19 protein-coding genes and 2 tRNA genes are annotated in these 26942 nt (G+C 63.3%); 5 read left to right on the top strand and 16 right to left on the bottom strand.

The annotated features are described in order from the left end of the window. Nucleotides 1-29: 29 nt before the first annotated feature. From IFT80_RS11700 to IFT80_RS11690, 3 genes are all read right to left on the bottom strand, one after another. Nucleotides 30-920 (bottom strand): transglutaminase family protein, encoded by an 891-nt coding sequence (locus IFT80_RS11700; protein ID WP_122480354.1) that lies wholly within the window; start codon nt 918-920, stop codon nt 30-32. Then, nucleotides 920-3406, bottom strand: coding sequence for a circularly permuted type 2 ATP-grasp protein (locus IFT80_RS11695; RefSeq protein WP_192059079.1), 2487 nt, complete (start codon nt 3404-3406; stop codon nt 920-922). Before IFT80_RS11695 ends, IFT80_RS11700 begins: the two co-directional genes overlap by 1 nt. Nucleotides 3407-3478: 72 nt before the next feature. Then, on the bottom strand, nt 3479-5863 hold the full coding sequence (locus IFT80_RS11690; protein ID WP_192137598.1) for a transglutaminase family protein: 2385 nt from the start codon (nt 5861-5863) through the stop codon (nt 3479-3481). A gap of 228 nt (nt 5864-6091) precedes the next feature. Between IFT80_RS11690 and IFT80_RS11685 the strand changes: the two genes are divergently transcribed. Next, on the top strand, nt 6092-6334 hold the full coding sequence (locus IFT80_RS11685) for a hypothetical protein (protein WP_192137597.1): 243 nt from the start codon (nt 6092-6094) through the stop codon (nt 6332-6334). 30 nt (nt 6335-6364) lie between these two features. Here IFT80_RS11685 and IFT80_RS11680 read toward each other — a convergent pair whose 3' ends face one another. From IFT80_RS11680 to rnr, 8 genes are all read right to left on the bottom strand, one after another. Then, nucleotides 6365-8668 (bottom strand): YgiQ family radical SAM protein, encoded by a 2304-nt coding sequence (locus IFT80_RS11680; protein WP_122480358.1) that lies wholly within the window; start codon nt 8666-8668, stop codon nt 6365-6367. A gap of 234 nt (nt 8669-8902) precedes the next feature. Then, nucleotides 8903-10300, bottom strand: coding sequence for a replicative DNA helicase (gene dnaB, locus IFT80_RS11675; protein WP_122480359.1), 1398 nt, complete (start codon nt 10298-10300; stop codon nt 8903-8905). A 114-nt stretch (nt 10301-10414) separates the two neighbouring features. Further along, nucleotides 10415-10861 (bottom strand): 50S ribosomal protein L9, encoded by a 447-nt coding sequence (gene rplI, locus IFT80_RS11670; protein ID WP_122480360.1) that lies wholly within the window; start codon nt 10859-10861, stop codon nt 10415-10417. 21 nt (nt 10862-10882) lie between these two features. Continuing rightward, complete coding sequence (locus tag IFT80_RS11665; protein ID WP_122480361.1) at nt 10883-11779, bottom strand: hypothetical protein; 897 nt, start codon at nt 11777-11779, stop codon at nt 10883-10885. 38 nt (nt 11780-11817) lie between these two features. Beyond that, the gene (gene rpsR / locus IFT80_RS11660; RefSeq protein WP_008368574.1) at nt 11818-12048 is read right to left on the bottom strand and encodes a 30S ribosomal protein S18; all 231 of its coding nucleotides are present in this window, start codon (nt 12046-12048) and stop codon (nt 11818-11820) included. A gap of 28 nt (nt 12049-12076) precedes the next feature. Beyond that, on the bottom strand, nt 12077-12502 hold the full coding sequence (rpsF, locus tag IFT80_RS11655) for a 30S ribosomal protein S6 (protein ID WP_122480362.1): 426 nt from the start codon (nt 12500-12502) through the stop codon (nt 12077-12079). A gap of 248 nt (nt 12503-12750) precedes the next feature. Continuing rightward, entirely contained in the window at nt 12751-13500 is a 750-nt protein-coding gene (gene rlmB / locus IFT80_RS11650; RefSeq protein ID WP_192137596.1) for a 23S rRNA (guanosine(2251)-2'-O)-methyltransferase RlmB, read from the bottom strand. Next, nucleotides 13497-16142, bottom strand: coding sequence for a ribonuclease R (rnr, locus tag IFT80_RS11645; protein WP_192137595.1), 2646 nt, complete (start codon nt 16140-16142; stop codon nt 13497-13499). Before rnr ends, rlmB begins: the two co-directional genes overlap by 4 nt. A gap of 226 nt (nt 16143-16368) precedes the next feature. Here rnr and IFT80_RS11640 point away from each other — a divergent pair. From IFT80_RS11640 to IFT80_RS11625, 4 genes are all read left to right on the top strand, one after another. Next, nucleotides 16369-16455, top strand: a tRNA-Leu gene (locus IFT80_RS11640). Between the two features lie 186 nt (nt 16456-16641). After that, nucleotides 16642-16728 (top strand) — tRNA-Leu (locus IFT80_RS11635). 478 nt (nt 16729-17206) lie between these two features. Beyond that, nucleotides 17207-18223, top strand: coding sequence for an iron ABC transporter substrate-binding protein (locus IFT80_RS11630; protein WP_192137594.1), 1017 nt, complete (start codon nt 17207-17209; stop codon nt 18221-18223). Nucleotides 18224-18237: 14 nt separating this feature from the next. Next, nucleotides 18238-19773 (top strand): ABC transporter permease, encoded by a 1536-nt coding sequence (locus tag IFT80_RS11625; RefSeq protein ID WP_192137640.1) that lies wholly within the window; start codon nt 18238-18240, stop codon nt 19771-19773. 237 nt (nt 19774-20010) lie between these two features. Here IFT80_RS11625 and IFT80_RS11620 read toward each other — a convergent pair whose 3' ends face one another. The 5 genes from IFT80_RS11620 to hflK form a co-directional block, all read right to left on the bottom strand. Then, nucleotides 20011-21945: a methyl-accepting chemotaxis protein gene (locus IFT80_RS11620; RefSeq protein ID WP_192137593.1), complete on the bottom strand. Its 1935-nt coding sequence runs from the start codon at nt 21943-21945 to the stop codon at nt 20011-20013. 144 nt (nt 21946-22089) lie between these two features. Beyond that, nucleotides 22090-23379, bottom strand: coding sequence for an adenylosuccinate synthase (locus IFT80_RS11615; protein WP_192055760.1), 1290 nt, complete (start codon nt 23377-23379; stop codon nt 22090-22092). Between the two features lie 54 nt (nt 23380-23433). After that, on the bottom strand, nt 23434-24621 hold the full coding sequence (locus tag IFT80_RS11610; RefSeq protein WP_122480369.1) for an ATP phosphoribosyltransferase regulatory subunit: 1188 nt from the start codon (nt 24619-24621) through the stop codon (nt 23434-23436). Between the two features lie 235 nt (nt 24622-24856). After that, the gene (gene hflC / locus IFT80_RS11605) at nt 24857-25726 is read right to left on the bottom strand and encodes a protease modulator HflC (RefSeq protein ID WP_122480370.1); all 870 of its coding nucleotides are present in this window, start codon (nt 25724-25726) and stop codon (nt 24857-24859) included. Next, nucleotides 25726-26910: an FtsH protease activity modulator HflK gene (gene hflK, locus IFT80_RS11600; RefSeq protein WP_122480371.1), complete on the bottom strand. Its 1185-nt coding sequence runs from the start codon at nt 26908-26910 to the stop codon at nt 25726-25728. Before hflK ends, hflC begins: the two co-directional genes overlap by 1 nt. Between the last annotated feature and the right edge of the window lie 32 nt (nt 26911-26942).

Here is a 26942-nt window from a genome sequence, read left to right as displayed (position 1 = left end):
CAGTCAGACATTCGCTGTAAACATTCGGCTCAAACCATCGGCAGAACGGTCACGCGCACTTCGGGATCGTGCCCACCACCGCCCAGAATCACCCCGCGCAAGGGCGACACGTCGCTGAAATCACGCCCCCATGCCAGGGTGATGTGTTCCAGCCCCGGTTGAACGTTGTTGGTGGGGTCGAAATCGACCCATCCCAGCACCGGGCAGAACACCGATACCCAGGCATGCGACGCATCCGCGCCGATCATTCGCGGCTGCCCTGGCGGTGGCTGGGTCAACAGGTAGCCGCTGACGTAGCGTGCCGCCAAACCGCGCGAGCGCAGGCAGGCCAGCATCAGGTGGGCGAAGTCCTGGCAGACGCCCCGACGGTTCTCCAACACCTCGACCAGGGGCGTCGCCACCTGGGTAGCCATGGCATCGAACGTGAACTCGCTGAAGATCTTCTGCATCAAGGCCTGGGCACCCTGCAGCATCGGCCTGCCGGACGGAAAGCAACTGGCGGAAAACGCCACGAAGCTTTTCTTCAGGCGCACGTAGGGGGATTCGAAGCGGTAGCGACAGGCTTGCAGCACCTGCGCGGCGACTGGCCGGCCGCTATAGCACAGGGCATCGCGGGTCGACTCCCAGGCCGGCGACAGGGCAAGCACGACCGGCGCTCGTGGCAGCACCTCGACATGCAGGCGCGCGCCAACCTTGAGTTCATCGTGGGGGCGCTCGAACGCCAGCCGCGTCAGTGGATTGCCGAACACATCGAGCTCATCGGTACGCCGGGTCGGTTCGGGGCTGATCTGCAGTGCGCGCTCATGGCACACCTGCCAGGCGCAAGGCCTCGGCCACAGGTGCGCCAGCTGCTTGGCCAGCGACACTGGGCTGTCGTAGCAGTAACGGGTGTCGTGAACGATCTGGTAATGCGCACTCATCACACCGACACCGTTTGCTGGCTGACATCGTCGACATGGACGAAATGGCGCAACGCCAGGCGGTCCGATACCTGCACGCTGACACTGGCGATATCCTCCAGCAGGCTGCGCAGGCCGTCGAGCACGGCGCGCACGCTGGCTTCACCGAACAGCGCGTTTTCCAGGGTACCCAGATCGAAGCGCGCCACGCGCTCGATCAGTGGCTCCAGGGCGCGATCCACCGGCAGGTCGAATTCATCGCTCAGGCGGCGTACGGCCCGCGCCACCAGCTTGAGCTGGAACAACACGGCATGGGGATTCTGGGCGTCGAGCAACAGCAGGTCCAGCACCGGAATCAACTGCGGCACGGCCAGGTAGCGTGAACGATAGGTGATGCTGCTGTTGCCCAACTCGAGCAGCCAGTCCAGGCCAGCCTGTTCGTCCAGCGCATCGCTTGCCAGAAACGCCGACAGACCATTGCTGAGAAACTGCAGGCGTTCGATGCGTCGCCCGATCATCAGAAAACGCCAGCCTTCATCGCGGGTCATGTCGTCGAGCGCAAAACCGGACAGTGCAGCCAGGTTCATCACCAGTCGATTGAGGAAGTCGAGCAGCTCGCCCAGGTCCGGCACGTCGACTTCAAGCACCAGTGACTCGCGCTGCAGTTCGCCCAACGCCTGCCAGTTCTCTCGCGACAGCTTGCCGCGTACCTGAAACGCCGCCCACTGCAGACGCTGCAGGTTGGCACGCAGGCTGAACGCCCAATCCTCACCGCGCAGGGCCATCAGCAGGCGCTCGCGCAGGTCGCCCTCCTCGGGCAACAGGTGCAGGCTCTCGGCCAGATCGACAGCGGCCTGCAGCGCCTGAGGATCGTCGCCGTCCAGATAGCGGCCGAGAATGATCCGCAGCAGTCGTGCGCTGCCGTCGCAACGCTCGCAGTAACGGCCGAACCAGAACAGGTTCTCCACCACCCGCGAAGGCAGGTAGGGGTCCATGCGCACCAGGTCATGGACCCCGATGCTCCGCTGCGCCCGCCACTGCTCGCCGACCGGAGCGTGCTCGCCCAACACCCAGGTGTCCTTGCTGGCGCCGCCGTGCTGCATCGACACCACTTCGGCATCGGCGTCCGTGGCCACTCGGGTCAAGCCGCCGGGCAACACCCGGTAACCGTCGGCGGCGGCGACCGCAAACACGCGCATGCCGATCGCCCTGGGTTGCAGGTGGTTGCCGTGGCCATGCCACACCGGCGCCAGGGACAGCTGCGCCATTTCCTGAGCGACGTAGGCATAGGGTCGGGCCTGAATGCGTTCGGTCAACGCCTGACGCTGGGCGGCGTCCAGATCCCGACCGAACACCGGGCCGAAGTTCTGCGACGGGAAGGCCGGCTTGATCACCAGCTCGTCCAGCCGCTCGAGGGCCTGGGCCAGCACCGGCGGCTCGCCGCACCACCAGGTGGCGATTGACGGCAGGATCAAGGTTTCGCCGAACAGGTGCTCACAGATCCGCGGCAGAAAACCCAGCAGCCCGGGCGATTCGAGCACGCCGCTGCCCAAGGCATTGGCCACCATCACATTGCCCTGGCGCACGGCGTCGAGCAGGCCGGGCACGCCCAGGGCAGAGTCGGTGCGCAACTCCAGGGGGTCGCAGAAATCGTCGTCCAGGCGACGCATGATCGCGTGCACCCGGCGCAGACCGCTCAAGGTCTTCAGGTAGACGGTCGCCTCGCGCACAGTCAGGTCACTGCCCTCGACCAGCGGATAGCCGAGCTGGCGTGCCAGGTACAGATGCTCGAAATAACTTTCGTTGAACCGCCCAGGCGTCAACAGCACCACCAGCGGCGCCTCGTTGGCGCTGGCGGCCAGTCGGCTCATGGTGTCCTGCACGGTGCGAAAAAAGCCGGCCATGTGCTCGACTTTCAAGTCGCGGTACAGCTCGGGAAAGGTCCGCAACAGGCCCATGCGGTTTTCCAGCGCATAACCTGCGCCGGAGGGCGCCTGGGTCCGGTCGGCGGTGACCCACCAGCGTCCATCGGGCGTGCGCGCTAGGTCCGCCGCATACAGGTGCAGGAACGTGCCCTGCGGCGGCTGCATGCCCTGGCACGGCCACAGGTAGTTGTTGTGCCCGAAGATCAGCTCGGCGGGCAGCAGCCCTTGGGCAATCAGCGTTTGCGGGCCATAGATATCGGCCAGCACGGCGTTGAGCAAGCGTGCCCGCTGGGCAATACCCGCCGCGACCTGGCGCCATTCGTGGGCAGGAATGATGTGCGGCAGCAGGTCCAGTTCCCACGGCCGATCGGCCCCCTTGGGGTCGGCATAGACGTTGTAGGTGACGCCGTTTTCCTGGATCTGCCGTGTCAGCGACGCCTGGCGCTGCGACAACTGGCCTGGCGCACTGCGTTGCAGATGCTCGAACAGGCGCCGCCAGTGCGGGCGCACGCCGCCATCGGGTTCGAGCATTTCATGATAGGACCCGCCGGACAGCGAGTAACGATCGAGCAGGTCAGACATGGCGAAGCTCGGGGGCAGCGTTGAGAAGAACGATTATCGCAGCCTGCACGGTGCGCGGATACCGTCCATGGCTCACACCCCGCCTTGAGGAACGCGGCGCATGTCCAGGGTCATCGGCAAGTCATCGTCCACCTTGAGCGCTGGCAGTACCAACCTGCCGGGACTGTGGCCGATCCGAAAGAACCGCGCCAGACGCCGGCTTTCGGCTTCGTTGGCATTCACCGGTGGGCTGTCGTAGCTGCGCCCGCCGGGGTGCACCGCATGGTACTGGCACCCACCCAGCGAGCGCTGCGTCCAGGTGTCGACGATGTCGAAGGTCAGCGGCACATGCGCCTGGCCGGCGACGTCATCGCCGTGATCGGCCTGCCAGGCACGGTAGCGCACTCCCGCAACGAACTCGCCGGCACGACCGGTAGCGGTCAGCGGCAGGGGCTGGCCGTTGACAGCCAGCCGGTAACGATCGGCCAGCAACCCATTGACGCGCACCTGCAGGCGCTCCAGCGATGCGTCCGGCGACTGCGGCGCGCCACTGGCACTGCCTCGTCCGGGGCCAGGCTCCAGGGCATGGCGCAGCTCCACGGCAATTCCCTCTACAACGCAGTCGCCCATCGTGGGGAAGCGAAACGCCCGTTGTGCGGCAAACCATCCGGCATCCACGGCATAGCCGTGTGCATTCAGATCGTCGATCACCTCGGCGAAATCGCGCTCGATGAAGTACGGCAGCATGAAGCGGTCGTGCAGCTGTGTACCCCAGCGGGTCAGCCTGGCCGGTGCGTAGGGCTTGCGCCAGAAGCGCGCCACCAGGCTGCGCAGCAACAGTTGCAGAGCCAGGTTCATGCGCCCATGGGGCGGCATTTCCAGGCCCTGCAGACGCAGCAGCCCCGCGCGCTCCCCTGGTCCGTCACCGTCCAGACGGGCAATGCAGAACTGCGCGCCGGCAGGGTTACCGGTCATATCCACCAACAGATGGCGCAGCACACGGTCGATCAGCCCTGTTGGGCACGGCACGCCGGGAACGGGCAATTGCGCCAGAGCGATCTCGAGTTCGTACACCGCATCGCCGCGCGTTTCGTCGACCCGCGGGGTCGGCCAGGCAGTGCCACTGAACAGATACGACAGCGCCGGATGATCATGCCAATAGCCGATCAGACTGCGCAGCAGGTCGGGCCGGCGCAGAAACGGCGAATCCGCCGCCGTCGTCCCACCCAGCAGCAACGGATTACCCGCGCCGGTGCCGGTCTGCCGACCGTCGATCATGAACCGCTGGGCCTCCAGGCGACGCTGCCGAGCCTGCTCGTACAGCTCATCCACACCTTGGACCGACTGCGCCCAGCTTGTGGATTGCGGCACGTCGACCTTGAACACGCCTGGCATCGACGTAGCCTTGAAACCACTGGCAGGTGCGTCGCTTCGAGCTTCCCACGTCGCGGCATCGGCGCCGTCCATGGCCACGAAGGTCGGCTCGCTGCCGATGCCCAGGCGCACGTCCTCTGCGCGCAGATCGGCATCGACCCGCTGCCCCAGGGCCTGCATGTCCGCCCATTGCTCTTCGCTCAACGGCCAGGTGACGCGTGGCGTCTGCCAGATACGCTGCACCGACATCCGGTGGGAAAACGTCACCTCACAGGGCTCCACCCGGCCACTGATCGGCGCCGCCGAAGAAGGTTCGGGACTGCACGCCAGGGGAATGTGGCCCTCCCCGGCAAACAGCCCGGACGTGGCGTCCAGACCAATCCAGCCAGCGCCCGGTAAATACACCTCGCACCAGGCATGCAGGTCGGTGAAATCGACATCGGTACCGGACGGACCGTCGAGGGCCTGCTCATCGGCGACCAATTGGATCAGGTAGCCGGAGACGAAGCGCGCGGCAATCCCCAGCCGGCGCATCAGCTGCACCAGCAGCCAGGCGGAATCGCGGCACGAACCGGCACCGGTGAGCAGCGTGTGCTCGGGCGTCTGCACGCCCGGCTCCATGCGCAGCAGGTAGCGAATGTCCTGGCTGAGTTGCTGGTTCAGCCTGACCAGGAAATCGATACTGGGGATCGGCGTACGGTCGATGCCGTCCAGGTACGCTTGAAACCTGGGCGTCAGGGCCAGGGTTTCCAGGTAGGGGGCCAGCTCATGCTGCTCTTCGTCGGTGTATGCGAAGGGAATCTGCTGCGCATGCGGTTCGAGAAAGAAATCGAAGGGATTGAACACCGCGATCTCGGCAACCAGGTCCACTTCGATGCGCAACTCGGTGGCCTTCTCCGGAAACACCAGGCGGGCCAGGTAGTTGCCCTGTGGGTCCTGCTGCCAATTGATGAAGTGCTGCGCTGGCGACACTTTCAAGGCATAGGAAAGAACCCGCGTGCGGCTGTGCGGCGCGGGGCGCAGGCGCACCACTTGAGGGCCGACATCGACGGCGCGGTCGTAGCGATAATGGGTGACATGGTTCAGTGCGACATGAATCGACACGGCGTGCCTCCTGCGAGCCTGGAAGGTAAGTGCACGGCGCAAGACTTATGCCATGTGGAGGGTTCAGCCACTGCACTGCGAAGCGGGACATCCGATCGAACGGTTGCCCTCGTTCGGCGTGTGCCAGCGTCGCATACATTGGACGCATCGTGGTGCGATAAACCTGTATTGCCCAGGCAGGAGGCGCTCACCTTAATGTGGGCGCTCATTCAATCAAGAGATATCCCCATGCCAACCGACCAAGACACCGCTGCGCAAGCCCTGCTCACCGCGCAGCCTTCAAGACAGCGCAAGACGTCGTTGCGCCCCACCCAGGCATTGATCGACGCCATCCGCAGTGCGACCAGAGACGGAGTGCTGGACACGACCGACAACCCAGCCCACGAGGCCATCGCCGCCCGCCCACCGCGACGAGCGCAGCCGAAGTCGAAGTCGAACGACACCGAGCCTGACGGTCACACCGAGTCGTAAGCTATCGCGCTCACGGCAGCGCAACGTGCATCAGCGCGGCAGGACCGGCTGGCGGGTCGGCTTGCCCTTGCCCTTGCCGGGCTTGGCAGCCTGCTGGCGATCCTTGGCAGCCTGCTTGCTGCGCGCCTCGGCGGCAGCCTTGGCCTGCTCGCGCTTGTCCCACGGCTTGGAACCATCGCTGGCACGCGGCGGCAAGCCGGTATGCTGGGTCAGGATGCGGGTTTCCTTGGCTACCTTGTGGCTGCCGGCCGGGGTGGAATTCTTGCGTCGAGCACTCTGATAGGTGTCGGTAGCCGGCTGATGCAACGGAATCAGCTGGTTTTTCCCCGGACCGATCAGGTCGGCACGGCCCATGCGTTCCAGTGCCTCGCGCAGCATCGGCCAGCCCTTGGGGTCGTGATAGCGCAGGAATGCCTTGTGCAGGCGACGCTGTTCCTCGCTCTTGACGATGGTCAGGTTGTCGCTCTTGTAGGTGACCTTGCGCAGCGGGTTCTTGCCCGAGTGGTACATCGCGGTGGCCGAAGCCATCGGCGAGGGGTAGAACGCCTGCACCTGGTCGGCACGGAAACCGTTGCCCTTGAGCCAAAGCGCCAGGTTCATCATGTCTTCATCGGTGGTGCCGGGGTGGGCGGCGATGAAGTACGGGATCAGGTACTGCTCCTTGCCCGCTTCTTTTGAGAATTTCTCGAACATGCGCTTGAATTTGTCGTACGAGCCGATACCCGGCTTCATCATCTGATTCAGCGGACCTTCCTCGGTATGCTCCGGGGCGATCTTGAGGTAGCCGCCGACGTGGTGCGTCACCAGCTCCTTGACGTACTCGGGGGACTCCACCGCCAGGTCGTAGCGCAGGCCCGAGGCAATGAGGATCTTCTTCACGCCCGGCAGTGCCCGCGCGCTGCGGTACAGCTGGATCAGCGAAGAGTGGTCGGTGTTGAGGTTCGGGCAGATCCCCGGGAACACGCACGACGGCTTGCGGCACGCGGATTCGATTTCCGGGCTCTTGCAGGCGATGCGGTACATGTTGGCGGTCGGCCCGCCAAGGTCGGAAATCACTCCGGTAAAACCCGGCACCTTGTCGCGGATCTCTTCGATCTCGCGAATGATCGACTCTTCGGAACGGTTCTGGATGATCCGCCCCTCGTGCTCGGTGATCGAGCAGAAGGTGCAGCCACCGAAACAGCCGCGCATGATGTTCACCGAGAAGCGAATCATGTCGTAGGCCGGGATTTTCTGGTTGCCGTACGCCGGGTGCGGAACCCGGGCATAGGGCATGCCGAACACGTAGTCCATTTCCTCGGTGGTCATGGGAATGGGCGGCGGGTTGAACCACACGTCCACTTCGCCATGCCGCTGCACCAAGGCACGGGCATTGCCTGGGTTGGTTTCCAGGTGCAGCACACGGTTGGCGTGGGCGTACAGCACGGCATCGCCACGCACCTTCTCGAAGGAAGGCAGGCGAATCACCGTCTTGTCCCGCGTCATACGCGGGCTGGCCAGGATCTGCACGACCTTGGCTTCGTTCGGGTCTTCGACGTTGCCCTTCTCCTGCTCGATGGCACAGGCCTGGGTGTCCTGAGTGTTCACGTACGGGTTGATGATCTTGTCGACCTTGCCCGGCCGGTCGATACGGGTCGAGTCGACCTCGTACCAGTCCTTGGGCGTATCGCGGCGAATGAACGCGGTGCCGCGAATGTCGGTGATCTCTTCGACCTTCTGACCGTACGACAGGCGCTGGGCCACTTCGACGATGGCGCGCTCGGCGTTGCCGTACAGCAGGATGTCGGCGCAGGCGTCGATCAAGATCGAATGACGAACCTTGTCCTGCCAGTAGTCGTAGTGCGCGATGCGGCGCAGCGATGCTTCGATGCCGCCCAGCACGATCGGCACATGCTTGTAGGCTTCCTTGCATCGCTGGCTGTACACCAGGCTGGCGCGGTCTGGCCGCGAGCCGGCCTGGCCGCCGGGCGTGTAGGCATCGTCGGAACGCACCTTCTTGTCGGCGGTGTAGCGGTTGATCATCGAATCCATGTTGCCGGCCGCGACACCGAAGAACAGGTTAGGCTCGCCCAGCTTCATGAAGTCGTCCTTGGACTGCCAGTTCGGCTGGGCAATGATGCCCACGCGAAACCCCTGGGCTTCCAACAGCCGGCCGATGATGGCCATGCCGAACGACGGATGGTCGACATAGGCATCACCGGTGACGATGATGATGTCGCAGGAATCCCAGCCAAGCTGATCCATCTCCTCCCTGCTCATAGGCAGGAAAGGCGCTGGGCCGAAGCATTCGGCCCAGTATTTGGGATAGTCAAAAAGCGGCTTGGCTGCTTGCATGTCGATGACCGTATGAAAAATCGCGGGCGCGGAATATAGCACAAAAAATAACCAATTCCGATGGCTTTAGTCGGAAATGGCTGGTGAATTTTCCGCCGGCAGAGCTCATTGAACCTGGATCCCTGCTGTAGGAGCGGTCAGCGGCCGCGAAAGCCCCAACGCGGTGTACCTGACCCAACCGCACCGCTCATTCGCGGCCATGGACCGCTCCTACGGGAAATCCGAACAGCGCGTTTACTCGTCGTCGTCGAAGTTGTAGCTGCCCGGAGCGAGGTTCTCGAAGCGGGTGTACTTGCCGATGAAGGCCAGGCGGATGAAACCGATCGGACCGTTACGCTGCTTGCCGATGATGATCTCGGCAATGCCCTTGTGCTCGGTGTCCGGGTGATACACCTCGTCGCGATAGACGAACATGATCACGTCGGCATCCTGCTCGATGGCGCCGGATTCTCGCAGATCGGAGTTCACCGGGCGCTTGTTCGGGCGTTGCTCGAGCGAGCGGTTGAGCTGCGACAGCGCCACCACCGGGCAATTGAACTCCTTGGCCAGCGCCTTCAGCGAGCGAGAGATCTCGGAGATCTCGTTGGTACGGTTGTCGCCGCTGGAACCGGGGATCTGCATCAACTGCAGGTAGTCGATCATGATCAGGCCGATCTCGCCGTGCTCGCGCACCAGGCGACGCGTACGCGCGCGCATCTCCGACGGACTGATACCGGCCGTATCGTCGATGAACAGCTTGCGATCGTTGAGCAGGTTGACCGCCGAGGTCAGGCGCGGCCAATCGTCGTCATCCAGCCGGCCCGAGCGCACCTTGGTCTGATCGATACGTCCCAGCGAGGAAAGCATACGCATGATCAGCGAATCGCCTGGCATCTCCAGCGAGTACACCAGCACGGCTTTCTCGCTGCGCAGCACGGCGTTTTCCACCAGGTTCATGGCAAAGGTGGTCTTGCCCATGGACGGACGGCCGGCGACGATGATCAGGTCGGCCGGCTGCAGGCCGCTGGTCTTCTCGTCCAGATCGGTGTAGCCGGTGGACAGGCCGGTGATGGCCGCATCGGTATTGAACAGGGTGTCGATGCGATCGATGGCCTTGGTCAGCAGGTCGTTGACACTGACCGGGCCACCGGTCTTGGGCCGCGCCTCGGCGATCTGGAAAATCTGCCGTTCGGCCTCGTCGAGAATCTCGGCAGCATTGCGCCCCTGCGGATTGAACGCACTGTCGGCGATCTCGCTGCTGATGCTGATCAACTGGCGCAGGGTGGCACGCTCGCGGACTATCTGCGCGTAGGCCTTGATGTTGGCCACCGACGGGGTGTTCTTCGCCAGCTCGCCCAGGTAACCCAGGCCACCGACCTGAGTGCCCTGGCCTTCCTTGTCGAGCTGTTCGTGCAGGGTGACCACGTCGAAAGGCGTGTTCTGATCGGCCAGCTTGGCGATGGCGCGGAAGATCAGCCGGTGGTCATGACGATAGAAATCGCCGTCCGAAACCTGATCGAGCACACGTTCCCAGGCGTTGTTGTCCAGCATCAACCCACCGAGCACGGCCTGTTCGGCCTCGACGGAATGCGGCGGCACCTTGAGGGCAGCGGTTTGCAGATCGTATTGCTCGGGAGCGGATATCTCGTTCATGGCCACTTGAAATTCGGGTTGCAGAAAACAGCTTCTTCACAAAAACAAAAGGCACGACCTGTGAACAGGTCGTGCCCGATGTTAAACCGCCTGGCACCAGAGGTGCCAGCCGACTTATGCAGCTACTACGACAACGCGTACGGTAGCTTCAACGTCGCTGTGCAGGTGCACGGCTACGTCGTATTCGCCAACGTTACGGATGGTGCCGTTCGGCAGACGCACTTCAGACTTGGCCACTTCGACGCCGGAGGCGGTCAGGGCGTCAGCGATGTCGTGAGTGCCGATCGAACCGAACAGCTTGCCTTCGTCGCCAGCGGTGGCAGTGATGGTCACTTCCAGCTCGGCCAGTTGGGCAGCACGCGTTTCGGCCGAAGCCTTCTTGTCGGCAGCTGCTTTTTCCAGCTCGGCGCGACGCTCTTCGAACGCAGCCAGGTTGGCAGCGGTCGCAGCGGTAGCCTTGCCGAATGGCAGCAGGAAGTTACGACCGTAGCCGGCCTTAACATTTACCTTATCGCCCAGGTTGCCCAGGTTGGCGACTTTTTCCAGCAGGATCAGTTCCATTTGGTATAAACCTCTTAACTTTTAACCTTCACCGTTCGCGGAATCGCTATCGGTGCCTTTCGGCCCGATTCGACCGCGAAAATCAATCAGGCTGTCGACAATGGCCAGGACCACGAGCAACGGATAGATCAGCTGCATGAACAGCACGAGCGTGACGTACATCCCCACGAGCCAGAACCTGCCCAGCTTGCCCGCCTTGACCAGCCCATGCATCAGGGCCAGCCCGGCGAACACCAGCGGTACGCTGCACAGCGGCGTCAACATGGCCATCTGAGGTCCGAAGTTCGGACCGATGAGCATGCACGCCAGCAGCAATACCGCCGGCCAGAGTGGAATGCGAATGGCGCGAAACTCGCTGCCAAAACCACCCGGGTTGTACAACGCCGCCTGCCAGTAACGCCCCAGCATCAGGGCTGCCACGCTGACGACTTGCAACAAGGCCGCTATCAGGCCATTGAGTACCGGCGCAATGAGGCTGCCAAGGCTGGCCCGCTCCTCTACCGACATCTGCTGGTAGAGACCACCGAGCATCTGCGGCAGGCGTTCGTTCAACGCCTGCGCCAACGCTTCGATGGGTTCGCGAAACACCACGCCCAACAACACTCCGTACACCAGCCCCAGCGCTATGCTGGCCAGCAGCACGCGATTCCAGGCCCACCCCGCGCGCAACAGCGCCGCGAGCCCCAGTGCGCCCAGCAACACCATCAAGGTGCGCGGTTCACCGAAGTACCACCAGGCCAAAGCCGGCAGCAGAGCCCAGATGAGGACGCCAATGGCGTCACTCATGCCGCGCCGCAGGTACACCAGGCACGCTGCGGCAGCACTCAACCAGAACAACAGCGGCAATGCCGCGCATCCGACCACTACCAGAGTGGCCTGCATGCGACCGCGCATGATGAAATCAGCCAGGGCACGCATGCGTATCTATCCTTTTACTGCGTATCGACAACCCGGTCTCAGCGGCCGTGGCTGTCGGTGTAGGCCAGCAGGGCCAGGAAGCGGGCGCGCTTGATAGCGACGGCCAGCTGACGCTGATAACGAGCCTTGGTACCGGTGATACGGCTTGGAACGATCTTGCCGGTTTCGGATACGTAGGCTTTCAGAGTGTTGAGATCCTTGTAATCGATCTCCTTCACATCTTCAGCGGTGAAGCGGCAAAATTTACGACGACGGAAGAAACGTGCCATGTAATGGGCTCCTCAAAAGGTCCGTGGATTACTCGTCAGCGTTATCGCTGGCGTCGCTGTTGTCGCTGTCATCGCCATCGGCGCTGTCAGAGTGCTCAGGACGGTCACGACGCTCACGGCGCTCGCTGCGGTTTTCTTCTGCCTTGAGCATCTCGGACTGGTCGGTGACGGCTTCGTCGCGACGGATGACAAGGTTACGGATCACGGCATCGTTGTAGCGGAAGTTGTCTTCCAGCTCGGCCAGGGCCTTGCCGGTGCACTCAACGTTCAGCATCACGTAGTGAGCCTTGTGAACGTTGTTGATGGCGTAGGCCAGCTGACGACGGCCCCAATCTTCCAGACGGTGGATCTTGCCGCCGTCTTCTTCGATCAGCTTGGTGTAACGCTCAACCATGCCGCCGACTTGCTCGCTCTGATCCGGGTGGACCAGAAAGATGATTTCGTAATGACGCATGAATGCTCCTTACGGGTTGTAGCCTGCCGCCAGAGCGGTCAGACAAGGAGTGAATGACACTGTGTGTCTTGCCTTGTGGCTTTTGGATAGAGGCGCACGAGTGCACCAGCCATCACGGCAAGGGGCGCAATTGTAGAGAAGGGGTTGGGGGGAAGCAAGGGGATTGGTGAATATTTGTACAGCGATGGCGGTGTCGCGGCCAACCCCTTCGCGGGCAGAGGGCTCGCGGAGGGGTTGGCCCGGGTGGATCATTTCTTCTTGGCGTTACGCTGACGAACCGCTTCGAACAGACAGATCCCGGTCGCCACCGACACGTTCAGGCTGCTCACGCTGCCCGCCATCGGCAGCTTGACCAGGTAGTCGCAGTGCTCGCGGGTCAGGCGACGCATGCCCTTGCCTTCGGCGCCCATGATCAGGATGGTGGGCCCGGTCATGTCCTGCTGGTAGATCTCGTTGTCCGCCTCGCCGGCGGTACCCACGACCCACAGGCCACGCTGCTGGAGTTTTTCCAGGGTACGGGCCAGGTTGGTCACGGCCACCAGCGGAATCACTTCCGCTGCGCCACACGCCACCTTGCGCACGGCAGGAGTGAGGGTAGCCGATTTGTCCTTGGGCACGATCACCGCCAGCGCACCGGCCGCATCGGCGGTACGCAGACAGGCACCCAGATTGTGCGGATCGGTCACGCCATCCAGGACCAGCAGCAACGGCGGGCCCTCGGTGCGATCCAGCAGCTCGTCGAGCATCGCCTCGCCCCACACCTGGCTCGGGCTGACCTCCGCCACTACCCCTTGGTGCACGCCTTCGACCCAGGCATCCAGCTCACGCCGCTCGGCCTGGCCAACCGCCACACGATTCTGCGTGGCGAGCTCGACCAGGGTCTGTACCCGAGGCTCACTGCGCCCCTCGGACAGCCAGATCTGCTTGACCCGCTTGGGATGATGGCGCAACAGCGCCTCCACCGCGTGCACGCCGTAGATTTTTTCCAGCTGACTCATGACTTGGCCTTGGATTTGCGGCTGCCCGATTTCGATGGACCCTTGCGGTGCTTGGTCGCCTTGGCATCGCCTCCGGCGCCCGTGCTGCCAGTACCGCCGTTGCGGCTGCCGGAAGCCTTGGCCGAGCCGCCCTTGGCTGCATCGGCAAGCAGGGCCTTCTTCATTTCACGGCTCCTGCGCACCTCGGCGTTCTGCGCGGCGGCATCGGATGCCCGATAGACCTCGTCGCTGTCGGCCTTGCGCGCCTTGCTCGGGGCAGCGCTGCGCTTGGCGGCAGCGGCGGCCGGCTTCTCGGCGGCGGTCTTTTCGACCGCCGGCGTGGTCGGGTAGCTCTTGGGCTTGCCGGCCGGCGCGTCGGCCTTGCGGTTCTTGCGCCCGATCGGCTGGTTCAGCGTTGCTTCGCCGATACCGAAATCGATCTTGCGCTCGTCCAGGTCGACCCGCATGACCTGCACCTCGACCGTGTCGCCAAGGCGGAAATTGCGCCCGGTGCGCTCGCCGGCCAGGCGATGGTGTATCGGGTCGAAATGGTAGTAGTCGCCCGGCAGCGCGGTGACGTGCACCAGGCCTTCGACGAAGATATCGGTCAGCTCGACGAACAGGCCGAAACCGGTCACGGCGGTGATCACGCCAGGGAAGGTTTCGCCCACGCGGTCCTTCATGAACTCGCACTTGAGCCAATTGACCACGTCACGGGTGGCTTCGTCGGCACGGCGCTCGCTCATCGAACACTCTTCGCCCAACTGTTCCAGCGCCGCTTCGTCGTACGGATAGATGCGCGCCTTGGGAATGGTCGGGGCACCGGCGCGCTTGACGTGCGGGGTGTCCTGCTTGGAGTGGATCACGCTGCGGATCGCCCGGTGCGTGAGCAGGTCGGGGTAGCGGCGGATCGGCGAGGTGAAGTGGGTGTACGCCTCGTAGTTCAGGCCGAAGTGACCATGGTTGTCGGCGCTGTACACCGCCTGGCTCAACGAACGCAGCATGACGGTCTGGATCACGTGGAAATCCGGGCGACCCTGGATGGTTTCCAGCAGTGCACGGTAATCCTTGGGCGACGGACCGTCCTTGCCCTTGTTCAGCGACAGGCCTAGCTCGCCGAGGAAGGCACGCAGCTTTTCCAGACGCTCCGGCGGCGGACCGTCGTGGACGCGATACAGAGCCGGGATTTCGTGTTTCTTGAGGAATTCGGCAGTGGCCACGTTGGCCGCCAGCATGCATTCCTCGATCAGCTTGTGGGCATCGTTGCGGATGGTCGGCTTGATCTCGGCGATCTTGCGCTCGGAACCGAAGACGATGCGCGTCTCCTGGGTTTCGAAGTCGATGGCACCACGCACGTGACGCGCCGACAGCAGCACCTTGTACAGGGCATACAGCTGCTTGAGATGCGGCAGCACATCGCCGAACTCGCCACGCAGGGCCTTGGCTTCGCTGCTGCGCGAATGCTCGAGCAGGGTACTGACCTTGTTGTAGGTCAGGCGCGCATGGGAGTGGATCACGGCTTCGTAGAAGCTGTAGTCGGTCATCTCGCCGGTCTTGGAGATGGTCATCTCGCAGACCATGGCCAAGCGGTCGACATGGGGGTTCAGCGAACACAGGCCGTTGGACAGCTGCTCGGGCAGCATCGGAATCACGCGCTCGGGGAAGTACACCGAGTTGCCACGTACCTGAGCTTCGGTATCGAGCGCCGAGCCAAGCTTCACGTAGCTGGACACGTCGGCAATGGCGACGTACAAGGTCCAGCCGCCGTTGAACAGGCGCAGCTTGCTCTTGGCTTCGCAATAGACGGCATCGTCGAAGTCGCGCGCGTCTTCGCCGTCGATGGTCACGAACGGCAGATGGCGCAGGTCGATGCGCTTCTCCTTGTCCTTGTCTTCCACCTGCGGCTTGAGCTTGGCGGCCTCCTTGAGCACGGCTTCGGGCCATACATGAGGAATGTCGTAGGTGCGCAGGGCGACATCGATTTCCATGCCGGGCGCCATGTAGTTGCCCAGCACCTCGACGATGTCACCCTGAGGCTGGAAGCGCGCGGTTGGCCAGTGGGTGATCTTCACCCCGACGAACTGGCCGATCTTCGCGGCGCCATGGCGACCGGGGGTGATCAGCACTTCCTGCTGCACTTTGGGGTTGTCCGGTGTCACGAAACCAATGCCGCCTTCTTCGAAGTAGCGGCCAACGATGGTTTCATGGGCACGCGACACCACTTCGACGATCACGCCTTCACGACGACCGCGACGGTCGAGGCCGGAAACCCGTGCCAGGGCACGGTCGCCATCGAACACCAGACGCATCTGCGCCGGGCTCATGAACAGGTCGTCGCTGCCGTCGTCGGGGATCAGGAAGCCGAAGCCATCGCGGTGACCGCTGATGCGGCCGGCGATCAGGTCGAGCTTGTCGACCGGGGCATAGGTGCCGCGACGGGTGTAGATCAGTTGCGCATCGCGCTCCATGGCACGCAAGCGGCGGCGCAGGGCTTCCAGCTGGTCCTCGGTGGTGAGGCCGAACTCGTCCACCAGCTGCTCGCGGCTGGCGGGAGAGCCGCGCTCGTCGAGGTGCTTGAGGATCAGCTCACGGCTGGGAATGGGGTTTTCGTATTTTTCCGCTTCACGAGCGGCCTCGGGATCGAGGGTCTGCCAATCGGCCATTAGAGAGAATTCACCTTGTCTATATAGGCGTTAGTTTGGCATACGCGTATTGAAACGGGAAATTTCAGGCGCTGCCTGCCAGTTAAAAGCCCTGCCCCGAGGTCGAAAACAGTGTCCGGGACGCCACTGGGGAATTTTAGTCGATTTTTCTCGCCACAGGGGTTTACAGCGTAAAGAGCGCTCCGTATAGTGCGCGCCATCGACAACGCACAGCGTTGCAGATGCTGCCCAGATGGTGAAATTGGTAGACACGCCAGCTTCAGGTGCTGGTGACCTTACGGTCGTGGAAGTTCGAGTCTTCTTCTGGGCACCAATTCAGGACACGAGATTACATCAATCTTGTGCCACTCACAAAAGCCCGCGAAAGCGGGTTTTTGCGTTTCAGGGCTTTTTCAGGCAGTTGGATGTTTTGAATTAACAAAATCAAAACAGGGGTTTACAGATCAAAAGGGCGGTCGTATAGTGCGCCCCATCAACGGCGTGCAACGCTGCTGATGCTGCCCAGATGGTGAAATTGGTAGACACGCCAGCTTCAGGTGCTGGTGACCTTACGGTCGTGGAAGTTCGAGTCTTCTTCTGGGCACCAATTCTTCACAAGAACCCGCGAAAGCGGGTTTTTGCGTTTCCGGCACCCCAAAAATCTCCCCACCTTTCTCCCGTAGGAGCGGTCCGTGGCCGCGAAAGAGCGCATCGGTATATCAGACACACCCCGCCGCGCCTTTCGCGGCCGATGACCGCTCCTACGGTAGGTCTGCATACGCGCGCTCCCGTAGGAGCGGTCCGTGGCCGCGAAACAGGCGACGCGGTCTTCCTGACACACCCCAGGGCGCCTTTCGCGACCGATGACCGCTCCTACGGTAGGCCTGCATACGCGCGCTCCCGTAGGAGCGGTCCGTGGCCGCGAAACAGGCGACGCGGTCTTCCTGACACACCCCAGGGCGCCCTTCCCGGCCGATGACCGCTCCCAGGGATAAGCCTTGCGTGGATCCGAAAGGCCACCTGAGAACCTATATCGTTTACAATTGTTTCAAGATTCCGCTGCCCTGCCGTAAGGAAGTTGCCCCATGCCCACACCAACCCTCCGGTCCCTTTTTCGCACCCTGGCCGCCTGCCTGCTGGGCACGGCACTGGCCGCCCCGCTGGCCCTGGCCGCCGACAAGGTCGAACTGACCCTCTACAATGGCCAGCACAAGGAAATAGGCGAGGCCATCGCGCAGGCCTACGAGGCCAAGACCGGGATTCATGTCAATGTCCGCAAGGGCAGCAGCAATCAATTGGCCAGCCAGGTAATGGAAGAAGGCCAGCGCTCTCCGGCGGATCTCATCTACACCGAAGAATCACCTCCTCTGAACAATCTGGGCGAGAAAGGCTTTCTGGCCAAAATCGACGACAGCACCCTGAGCATGCTGCCGCCCGAATACGTCGCCAAGGACGGTTCGTGGATGGGCGTGACCGCTCGCGTACGGGTGGTGGCCTACAACCCGAAGCTGATCGACGAAAAAGACCTGCCTGAAACGGTGCTGGAGTTCGCCGAGCCGGAGTGGCAGGGCAAGGTCGGCTTCGTGCCCACCAGCGGAGCCTTCCAGGAGCAGGCCGTGGCCATCATCAAGCTGCACGGTCGCGAGGCCGCCGAGGAATGGCTGACCGGTCTGCGCGCCTTCGGCAAGACCTACACCAACAACATGGTCGCCCTCAAGGCGGTGGAAAACGGTGAAGTCGCCACTGTTCTGGTAAACAACTACTACTGGTTCGCACTCCAGCGCGAGAAAGGCCAACTCGACTCCAAACTGCATTACTTCAGCAACGGCGACGCCGGCGGCCTGATCACCATTTCTTCCGCTGCCGTTCTCAAGTCCAGCAAGCACCCGCGTGAAGCCCAGGCGCTTCTCGCCTACATGGCCAGCGAGGAAGGCCAGCGCGTCATCACCCAGACCACTGCCGAGTACCCACTGCACAAAGGCATGGTCTCGGACCGCGGCCTGAAGCCGTTCGACGAGCTGCAGGCACCGGCCATCACTCCGGCAGACATCGGCAATGCCGAGGACGCACTGGACCTGGAACGGGACGTCGGCCTGAATTGACCACCTCTCTCGTCATGCCTGCGGGGCGGCGCAAGCGCCCCTCGGTCTGGGTGCTCGTACCCGTCCTGCTGCTGGTCGGGCTGAGCCTGCTGCCCCTGCTCTATGTTGGCCTGAAGGCGTGGCAAGCGGGCCTCCACGAAGCCATCAGGCTGTTGTGGCGTCCCTACGTGCTGCGCTTGCTGGGCAACACCCTGATGTTGATGGCCGGGGTGACGGCAGCCTGCGTGATCATCGGTGTGAGCCTGGCCTGGCTGCTGGAGCGCAGCGACCTGGCCGGCCGACGTCTCTGGGGCGTAATACTCTGCCTGCCATTCGCGGTACCGGCTTTCGTCAGCGGCTTCACCTGGGTTTCGCTCAGCTCGCGATTCGAAGGATTGGGCGGCGCGATTCTGGTGATGACCCTGTCGAAATACCCGCTGGTGTTTCTGCCGGTCGCCGCGACGCTGCGCAATCTGGACACCTCTCTGGAGGAATCGGCGCGCACGCTGGGGCAGAACCGCACGGGAGTGTTCTTCAAGGTCACCCTGCCGCTGCTGTGGCCGGCGGTACTGGGTGGGGCGCTGCTGATCGCGCTGCATATGCTGGTGGAGTTCGGCGCCCTGTCGATCCTGGGGCTGCAGACCTTCACCACAGCGATCTATCAACAGTTCGAACTGGAATTCAGCAACACCAATGCGGCGATGCTGTCGGCACTGCTGCTGGTTCTGTGCCTATTGCTGCTGTGGCTGGAGCTGAAGGTGCGTGGCAACGCGCGTCACATTCGCACCGGCCAGGGCGCTGCCCGGCGTGCAACCCCTTTGCGGCTCGGCGCCTGGCGGGTGTTGGCGCAGTTGTATTGCCTGCTGCTGGTGGTCGTTGGCAGTGGGGTGCCACTGGCCATGCTCGGCTACTGGCTGCTGAAAGGCTCGTCGGCGGCTTTTCCCGCAGCGGCCATCGGCGAGGCACTGTTGACCTCGTTGGCATTGGCCCTGGGCGGCGCCGCGCTGTGCCTGGCGCTGGCATTGCCCGTGGGGCTGTTGGTGGTGCGCCACCGGGGCCGCCTGGCCATCTGGGCAGAACGCCTGCCCTATCTGCTGCATGCGCTACCGGGGCTGGTGATCGCCTTGACGCTGGTGTATTTCGCCCTGCACTACGTTCCGGCGATGTACCAGACCACCGGGCTGCTGTTGCTGGCTTACGCGCTGCTGTTTCTGCCCTTGGCGCAGGCGCCGGTGCGTACTGCCCTGAACAAGGCTGCGCCTGCGCTCGAAGAAGCGGCACGGACCCTGGGCGCCACGCCGTTCACCGCGTTCTGCCAGGTGACACTGCCGATCATCTTCCCGGCGATGGCAGCGGCATTCGCGCTGGTATTCCTCGATGGCATGAAGGAACTGACCGCTACCCTGGTGCTGGCCCCCACCGGCATGACAACCCTGGCCACCGAGGTGTGGTCGCACACCTCGAACATGGAATTCGCCGCCGCCGCGCCCTACGCGGCACTGCTGATCCTGATTTCCGGCGTACCGGTGTACCTGCTCACCACCCGCATGTACCTGAACCGCACCTCCTGACCCGAGGCTCGTCAGACAGAACGCGGCGCGCCCTTCGCGGCCGATGACCGCTCCTACAATGAAGCCACGCAATCCTGTAGGAGCGGTCCGTGGACGCGAAACGGGCGCCGCGGTTCGTCAGCAAGGACCGCGGTGCGCCTTTCGCGGCCGATGACCGCTGATGCCACGCAATCCTGTAGGAGCGGTCCGTGGCCGCGAAAAGGCACCGCGGTTCGTCAGGCAGACCGCAGCGCGGCTTCAGGCGCGGAATTGGCCCAGGCTGGCTTTGAGCTGGGCAGCGAGCTTGTCCAGTTCCCGGCTGCTGGCCGTGGTCTGTTGTACCGCGAACGCTGCTTTCTCTGCCTGGGCGTGGATCACCTGCACCCTGCCCTTCACCGCCTGCGCGCCTCGCGCCTGCTGTTCGGCCGCCTGGGTTGCCAGGCCGATCGCCGAGTGCACCTGTTCCACCGAAGCCTGAACGGCCTGCTGCAGCCGCGCACTGTCGCGCAGCACTGCCAGGCCTTCGTCCGCCTGCCGTCCGGCCTGACCGATAGCCGCCACCGCTTCCCGCGCACCGGCCTGCAAAGCGCCGATGTGGGCCTGGATATCGCCGGTCGAACTCTGCGTCTTGCTTGCCAGCGCGCGCACCTCGTCGGCGACCACGGCGAAACCGCGCCCGGTCTCACCGGCCCGCGCCGCCTCGATGGCGGCATTGAGCGCCAGCAGATTGGTCTGCTCGGCGATCCCGTGGATCACCGTCAACACCACCTCGATCTGCTGGCTCTGCTCGGCCAGGCGCTCGATCACCTTTGAGCCGCTCTGCACCTGGCCGGCCAACGCCTCGATCAACCCTCCGACCTGTTGCGAGGCACGGGTATTGTCGTCGGTGGCCTTGCGAATCTGCGCCACCTGCTGCAAGGCCGACTGCATCGCCTGGCTCTCGGCCTGAGCCTCATCGGCCATCTGCGACAGGTCGTGCAGGCTCTGCGCCACTTCATCGCGCTGCAGTCGAGCGGCATCATCGGCACCAGCGTTGCGTTGGGCCATGCTGCCGATCTCGATACCGGTCTTGTGCGCCACCTCACCCGCCTCGCGAACGATAGGCTGCAGCTTGTCGACGAAACGATTGACCGCCGCCGCCATGTCGCCGATCTCGTCACGGCTGTGGATAGCGACGCGTTTGGTCAGATCACCCTCGCCTGCGGCCAGATCATCCAGCGCACCGACCAGCAGACGCAGACGATGCACCACGCGCCGCCCCAGTACCGCGGTCAGCACCACCAGCATGACCATGCCGACCAGGGCCAGACACAGCCCGATGCGCCAGCGCAACTGCGCCGCAGCGGCCTGCACCGTGTTGTGGGTATTGGCCTGCATGGTCGCCGCCGCCGATTCCGCCGACTGCAGACGCGCCTGCAGCGCCTTGGCACTTTCGGCCGAGGCGCCTTGCAGGCTCTCGCCCACCAACTGCCCCGCACTGGCAATCAATGCCGCGAAGCGCTTGTCCAGTTCGGCCACCTCGGCCTCTACACCAGTGCGCGAGACAGCCATCAGTACCCGGCCGATCTCTGCGCCATTGGGGTTGATCGAGGCCTCGACATAGATCACCGCCGGGTCTGTCTTGGCCGCATCGAGCACCTTGTCCAAGGCTCGCTCACCGGCGCCCTTGGCCAACAGCGCCTGGTTGATGGGGTTGTCGCGGTTCAAGTAACGGGTCAAGTGCTCGCCCTGGGCGTCGTTGTAGATCACGAACAGTACGTTGGGATTGCGCTGGGCACGGCGGGCGAACTCGGAAAGCGTCGGTACATCGTTGTCCCACATTGCCCGCGGCGCGACCGAGGCCAGCAATTCGGCCATGTCGGTGGCCGATTCCTGCAGGTCCTTGTCCAGCGTGGCGCGGATCTGCGCCTGCTCGCCGCTCAAACGCGCCGACAAACCGGCACTCAGGCGCTGGCGAGTATTGCCCGAAAGGCCCTCGAGGCCGGAAGACACTTCCGCGCTCGCGCTTTGCAGCTCGCCCGTCAGCCGCTGGCTGTCCTGAGCCATGCGACGGTCCAGGTCCGCTTCCAGCGCGGTGACCGTGCTTCGGGTCAGCGCAATGGCGGCCAGCACCTGCACCAAAAGAGCGATGCCCAGGGCGATGAAGACCGGACGCAGCAAACGGCTGCGCATAAGAGAAAGGACAGCGGACATGTGAATCCCCTTTTTATTGACGCCATTCTGACGATGGCGCCTGATTGAGGACTCACACAGCAAAGGCCGTGCCGAGAAGGTTTGCCTGTTGCTCGAACGACAAAGGGCCCCGAAGGGCCCTTTGCTGTATTGCGCGAACCGCTGTCAGCCGAACGGGTGACGCAGCACGATGGTTTCGTTGCGGTCCGGGCCGGTCGAGATGATGTCGATCGGTGCGCCGATCAGCTCCTCGACTCGCTTGATATAGGCACGAGCGTTGGCGGGCAGCTCTTCCAGGGTTTTCGCACCCACGGTCGACTCGCTCCAACCCGGTACTTCTTCGTACACGGGCTGCAGGCCCACGTAGCTGTCAGCGTCAGTGGGGGCAACGTCTTTGCCCTCCGCATCTTTATAGCCGATGCAGATATTGATGGTTTCCAGACCATCGAGTACGTCCAGCTTGGTCAGGCAGATGCCCGAGATGCTGTTCACATCGATAGCGCGACGCAGGATGACGGCGTCGAACCAGCCACAACGACGAGCACGGCCGGTGGTCGCGCCAAACTCGTGGCCTTGCTTGGCCAGGTGCGCACCGACTTCATCGAACAGCTCGGTCGGGAACGGACCCGAACCTACACGGGTGGTGTACGCCTTGGTGATGCCCAGGATGTAGTCCAGGAACATGGGACCAACGCCGGAGCCGGTCGCAACGCCACCCGCGGTGGTGTTGGAACTGGTCACGTACGGGTAGGTACCGTGGTCGATGTCGAGCAACGAACCTTGGGCACCTTCGAACATGATGTCTTTGCCTGCACGACGCAGGTCGTGCAGTTCGGCAGTCACGTCGAGCATCAGCGGCTTGAGCAGCTCGGCGTATTCCTTGCACTCGGCCAGAGTCTTTTCAAACTCGATGGCAGGCTCTTTGTAGTAACCCACCAGCATGAAGTTGTGGTAATCCACCAGTTCACGCAGCTTGTCTTCGAAGCGCGGCATGTTGAGCAGGTCGCCCACACGCAGGCCGCGACGAGCAACCTTGTCTTCATACGCCGGGCCGATGCCGCGACCGGTGGTGCCGATCTTGAGCTCGCCACGGGCCTTTTCACGGGCTTGATCCAGCGCCACGTGGAAAGACAGGATCAGCGGGCAGGACGGGCTGATACGCAGGCGCTCGCGCACCGGTACGCCTTTGTCCTCGAGCTTGGTGATCTCGCGCATCAGAGCGTCGGGTGCAACTACCACACCGTTGCCGATCAGGCACTGGACGCCCTCGCGCAGCACGCCCGAAGGGATCAGGTGCAGGACGGTTTTCTCGCCGTCGATGACCAGCGTGTGACCGGCGTTGTGGCCGCCTTGATAGCGCACCACCGCAGCAGCATGTTCGGTCAGCAGATCAACGATCTTGCCTTTGCCCTCATCACCCCATTGGGTGCCCAGGACTACGACATTCTTACCCATAACACTTGTCCTCATTCGCGCAAACTTGGTGCCGGCAGCGGCCGGCAGGAAAACTCAAGAGGCCAGTGGCAGCACTTGCCATTGCCCGTTCTGCTGAATCAATTGACAGTCGCAATCTGCCTCGCCGGCAGCCTCGATCGTCTGTCCCGGCAATGCCTGGACCACGCGGCGACCCTCGCGGCGCAGCTGGCAGACTGCCTGCCACAAGGCCGCATCGGTGCTGTCAGGCATCCAGACGCCACCGACGGGCAGTTCGATCCGGGCCCGACCCAGCGTCACCAGGGACTTGAGGTCCGTGGAGAAACCGGTTGCCGGGCGGGCACGGCCGAAGTCCGCACCAATGTCATCGTAGCGGCCGCCCTGGGCGATGGACTGGCCCATGCCTGGAACGAACACGGCGAACACAACGCCGGTGTGATAGTGATAACCGCGCAACTCGCCCAAGTCGAAGTACAGCGGCAATTGTGGAAAACGCAACGACAGCCGCTCGGCAATCGCCAGCAGGTCGTCCAGTGCGGTCATCACCGGCGCCGGTGCGTTGGCCAGGCGTACCTTGGCCTGAGCCAGCACTTCGCGACCGCCACACAGGCCAACCAGGGCACGCAGCATCTCGGCGATGTCCGCTTGCAGCCCTTCGGTGAGGACGATCACTTCGTCGATGGCCTTGCGCTGCAGGGCATCGAACAACTGCTGCTCGACATCGCCCGACAGCCCGGCCGCGCGGGCCAGGCCGCGGTAGATACCGACATGCCCCAGATCCATGTGCACGTCTGGCACATCGGCCATTTCCAGCATGGTCAGCATCAGGCTGATGACTTCCACGTCGCTGCTCGGACTGGCATCGCCATACAGCTCGGCGCCCAGCTGGATCGGGCTGCGCGAACTGGACAGTGCCCGCGGCTGTGCATGCAGCACACTGCCGGCATAGCACAGGCGGTTCGGCCCTTCACGGCGCAAGGTGTGCGCATCGATGCGCGCCACCTGCGGCGTGATGTCGGCACGAAAGCCCATTTGCCGACCCGATTGCGGGTCGATCACCTTGAAGGTGCGCAGGTCCAGGTCCTGCCCGGCACCGGTCAGCAGCGACTCGAGGTATTCGATGTGCGGCGTTACGACGAACTCGTAACCCCAGCTCTGGAACAGGTCCAACACCTGACGCCGCGCGACTTCGATTCGCGCAGCCTCGGGCGGCAGTACTTCTTCGATGCCATCTGGCAGCAGCCAGCGGTCTACCGTTGCCATTACGCCTTTCCCCTATGATCCGGGCGGCCTGCCGTCGGGCTAGCCTTGAGTGAAGCAGAAATCGCCCACCGCAAGCAGGTCGCGGGGCAATGTCCTCATGAACCGGGCCTATGAATCGGCCAATCTAACTTGCAGACGCAAAAAAGCCGGGAATTTCCCGGCTGCCGCATCATACACACGTTTCGCCGATCGTTCACCCCGCCGAACGGTTAAACCGCTCGACGGGGAAAGCCGATCAGGGCTTGTACTTCTCCATGAAGCGGAAGAAATCGCTCTTGGAGTCCAGCACCATCACGTCGCTCTTGTTGGCGAAGCTCTGGCGGTATGCCTGCAGGCTGCGGAAGAAGGAATAGAATTCCTGATCCTGACCATAGGCCTGGGCGTAGATGGACGCTGCCTGCGCATCGCCGTCACCACGCGCTTCCTCGGACTCGCGATAGGCTTCGGCCAACAGCACACGACGCTGGCGATCGGCGTCCGCACGAATGCCTTCCGCCAACTCGTTACCCTTGGCACGGTGCTCGCGCGCCTCGCGCTCACGCTCGGTGCTCATGCGCTCGAACACGCTGCGGTTGACTTCCTTGGGCAGGTCGATGGCCTTGACGCGCACGTCGATGACCTCGATACCCAGCTCCTTGTCTGCCATGCGGTTGAGCGACGTGGTGATGTCGGACATCAACGCGTCACGCTCGCCCGACACCACTTCATGCAGGGTGCGCTTGCCGAACTGGTCACGCAGACCCGATTCGAGACGTCGCGACAGACGCTCGTCGGCGATCTGCTTCATGCCGGAAGTAGCGGTGTAGTAGCGCTCGGCATCCTTCACACGCCACTTGGCATAGGCATCGACCATCACCGCTTTCTTCTCCAGGGTCAGGAACCGCTGGGTCGGGGCGTCGAGGGTCATCAGCCGCGCATCGAACTTGCGCACCTGGTTGACGTACGGCAGCTTCACATGCAGGCCGGGCTGGACATCGGCCTGGACCACGCGACCGAATTGCAGGAGGACCGCACGTTCGGTTTGCGCAACGATGTAGAAGCAGTTCCATGCTGCCACCGCCAGAACGACGGTGACGACAAGGGCGATCACAGATTTATTGCCCATCAGCGACTCTCCCTTGAACGCATTTCACGCTGTTGCTGCTGCAGGTCGGCCGCAGCGCGTGCGCCGGCGGCGTCGCTGGCCGAGGCCGGCGTGCTGGCGGCAGGCGTGCTGCCGTTGTTGCGGTCGCCACCGACCATCTTGTCCAGCGGCAGGTAGATCAGGTTGTTCTGACCTTCCTTGCTGGCCACCAGCACCTTGCTGGTGTTGCTGTACACGTCCTGCATGGTTTCCAGGTACAGGCGCTGACGGGTCACGTCGGGTGCCTTGCGGTACTCGGTGACCAGCTTGGTGAAGCGGTCGGCCTCACCCTTGGCGCGCGATACGACTTCGTCGCGGTAGCCGTTGGCATCTTCGATGATGCGCTGGGCCTGCCCGCGAGCCTCGGGAATCACGCCGTTGGCATAGCCTTCGGCCTGGTTGCGCGAGCGCTGCTCGTCTTCCCGGGCGCGGATCACGTCGTCGAAGGCTTCCTGCACTTCACGCGGGGCTGCCGCGCTCTGCACGTTGACCTGGGTCACGGTGATACCGGTCTGGTAGGTGTCGAGGAAACGCTGCAGGCGCTCCTTGATCTCGCCGGCCATCTGCTCGCGACCTTCGGTCAGCACCTGGTCCATGGCGGTGGAACCCACCACGTGGCGAAGCGCACTGTCGGTAGCATGCTGCAGGCTGATTTCGGGCTGGTCGACGCGCAGGACGAAGTCCTGCAGGTTGGTGATCTTGTACTGCACGGTCAGCGGCACTTCGACGATGTTCTCGTCTTCGGTGAGCATCTGCCCCTGCTTGGTATACGAACGCTCGCGCGTGACGTTTTCCAGGTACTTGCGGTCGATCGGCGGGAAATAGATGTTCAGGCCCGGACCTACCGTTTCGTAATACTTGCCGAAGCGCAGCACCACGGCCTGCTCCTGCTCGTCGACCACATACACCGCGCTGTACAGCCAGATCGCGCCAAGCACGGCAAGGCCGATGCCCAACAGGCCGAGACCACCGCCCTTGGACGTGCCTCCACCGTCGCCACCGCCACCTGTGCGTTTCTTTCCACCGCCGAACAACCCGTTCAGGCTGTCCTGCAGCTTGCGGAAGGCCTCGTCGAGATCCGGTGGCCCCTTGCGGTCGCCTCCACGGCGTTTACCACCCCAAGGATCTTGATTGTTCGAGTTGCCACCCGGCTCATTCCAAGCCATAGCGCTCTCCATCTGATAAAGCAAAGACGCAC

Origin of the sequence: Pseudomonas sp. CFBP 8771 (assembly GCF_014841695.1) — a bacterium.
Taxonomy (GTDB): Bacteria; Pseudomonadota; Gammaproteobacteria; order Pseudomonadales; family Pseudomonadaceae; genus Aquipseudomonas; species Aquipseudomonas baltica.
This window is presented reverse-complemented; position numbering and strand designations above follow the sequence as displayed.

Coding starts and splice junctions, on each gene's coding strand:
- IFT80_RS11615 (WP_192055760.1), bottom strand. CDS start 23,379: ATGGGTAAGAATGTCGTAGTCCTGGGCACCCAATGGGGTGATGAGGGC.
- IFT80_RS11630 (WP_192137594.1), top strand. CDS start 17,207: ATGCCCACACCAACCCTCCGGTCCCTTTTTCGCACCCTGGCCGCCTGC.
- IFT80_RS11625 (WP_192137640.1), top strand. CDS start 18,238: ATGCCTGCGGGGCGGCGCAAGCGCCCCTCGGTCTGGGTGCTCGTACCC.
- IFT80_RS11685 (WP_192137597.1), top strand. CDS start 6,092: ATGCCAACCGACCAAGACACCGCTGCGCAAGCCCTGCTCACCGCGCAG.
- rplI (WP_122480360.1), bottom strand. CDS start 10,861: ATGGAACTGATCCTGCTGGAAAAAGTCGCCAACCTGGGCAACCTGGGC.
- rlmB (WP_192137596.1), bottom strand. CDS start 13,500: ATGAGTCAGCTGGAAAAAATCTACGGCGTGCACGCGGTGGAGGCGCTG.
- IFT80_RS11610 (WP_122480369.1), bottom strand. CDS start 24,621: ATGGCAACGGTAGACCGCTGGCTGCTGCCAGATGGCATCGAAGAAGTA.
- rpsR (WP_008368574.1), bottom strand. CDS start 12,048: ATGGCACGTTTCTTCCGTCGTCGTAAATTTTGCCGCTTCACCGCTGAA.
- rpsF (WP_122480362.1), bottom strand. CDS start 12,502: ATGCGTCATTACGAAATCATCTTTCTGGTCCACCCGGATCAGAGCGAG.
- IFT80_RS11665 (WP_122480361.1), bottom strand. CDS start 11,779: ATGCGTGCCCTGGCTGATTTCATCATGCGCGGTCGCATGCAGGCCACT.
- hflK (WP_122480371.1), bottom strand. CDS start 26,910: ATGGCTTGGAATGAGCCGGGTGGCAACTCGAACAATCAAGATCCTTGG.
- dnaB (WP_122480359.1), bottom strand. CDS start 10,300: ATGAACGAGATATCCGCTCCCGAGCAATACGATCTGCAAACCGCTGCC.
- IFT80_RS11695 (WP_192059079.1), bottom strand. CDS start 3,406: ATGTCTGACCTGCTCGATCGTTACTCGCTGTCCGGCGGGTCCTATCAT.
- IFT80_RS11700 (WP_122480354.1), bottom strand. CDS start 920: ATGAGTGCGCATTACCAGATCGTTCACGACACCCGTTACTGCTACGAC.
- IFT80_RS11620 (WP_192137593.1), bottom strand. CDS start 21,945: ATGTCCGCTGTCCTTTCTCTTATGCGCAGCCGTTTGCTGCGTCCGGTC.
- rnr (WP_192137595.1), bottom strand. CDS start 16,142: ATGGCCGATTGGCAGACCCTCGATCCCGAGGCCGCTCGTGAAGCGGAA.
- hflC (WP_122480370.1), bottom strand. CDS start 25,726: ATGGGCAATAAATCTGTGATCGCCCTTGTCGTCACCGTCGTTCTGGCG.
- IFT80_RS11680 (WP_122480358.1), bottom strand. CDS start 8,668: ATGCAAGCAGCCAAGCCGCTTTTTGACTATCCCAAATACTGGGCCGAA.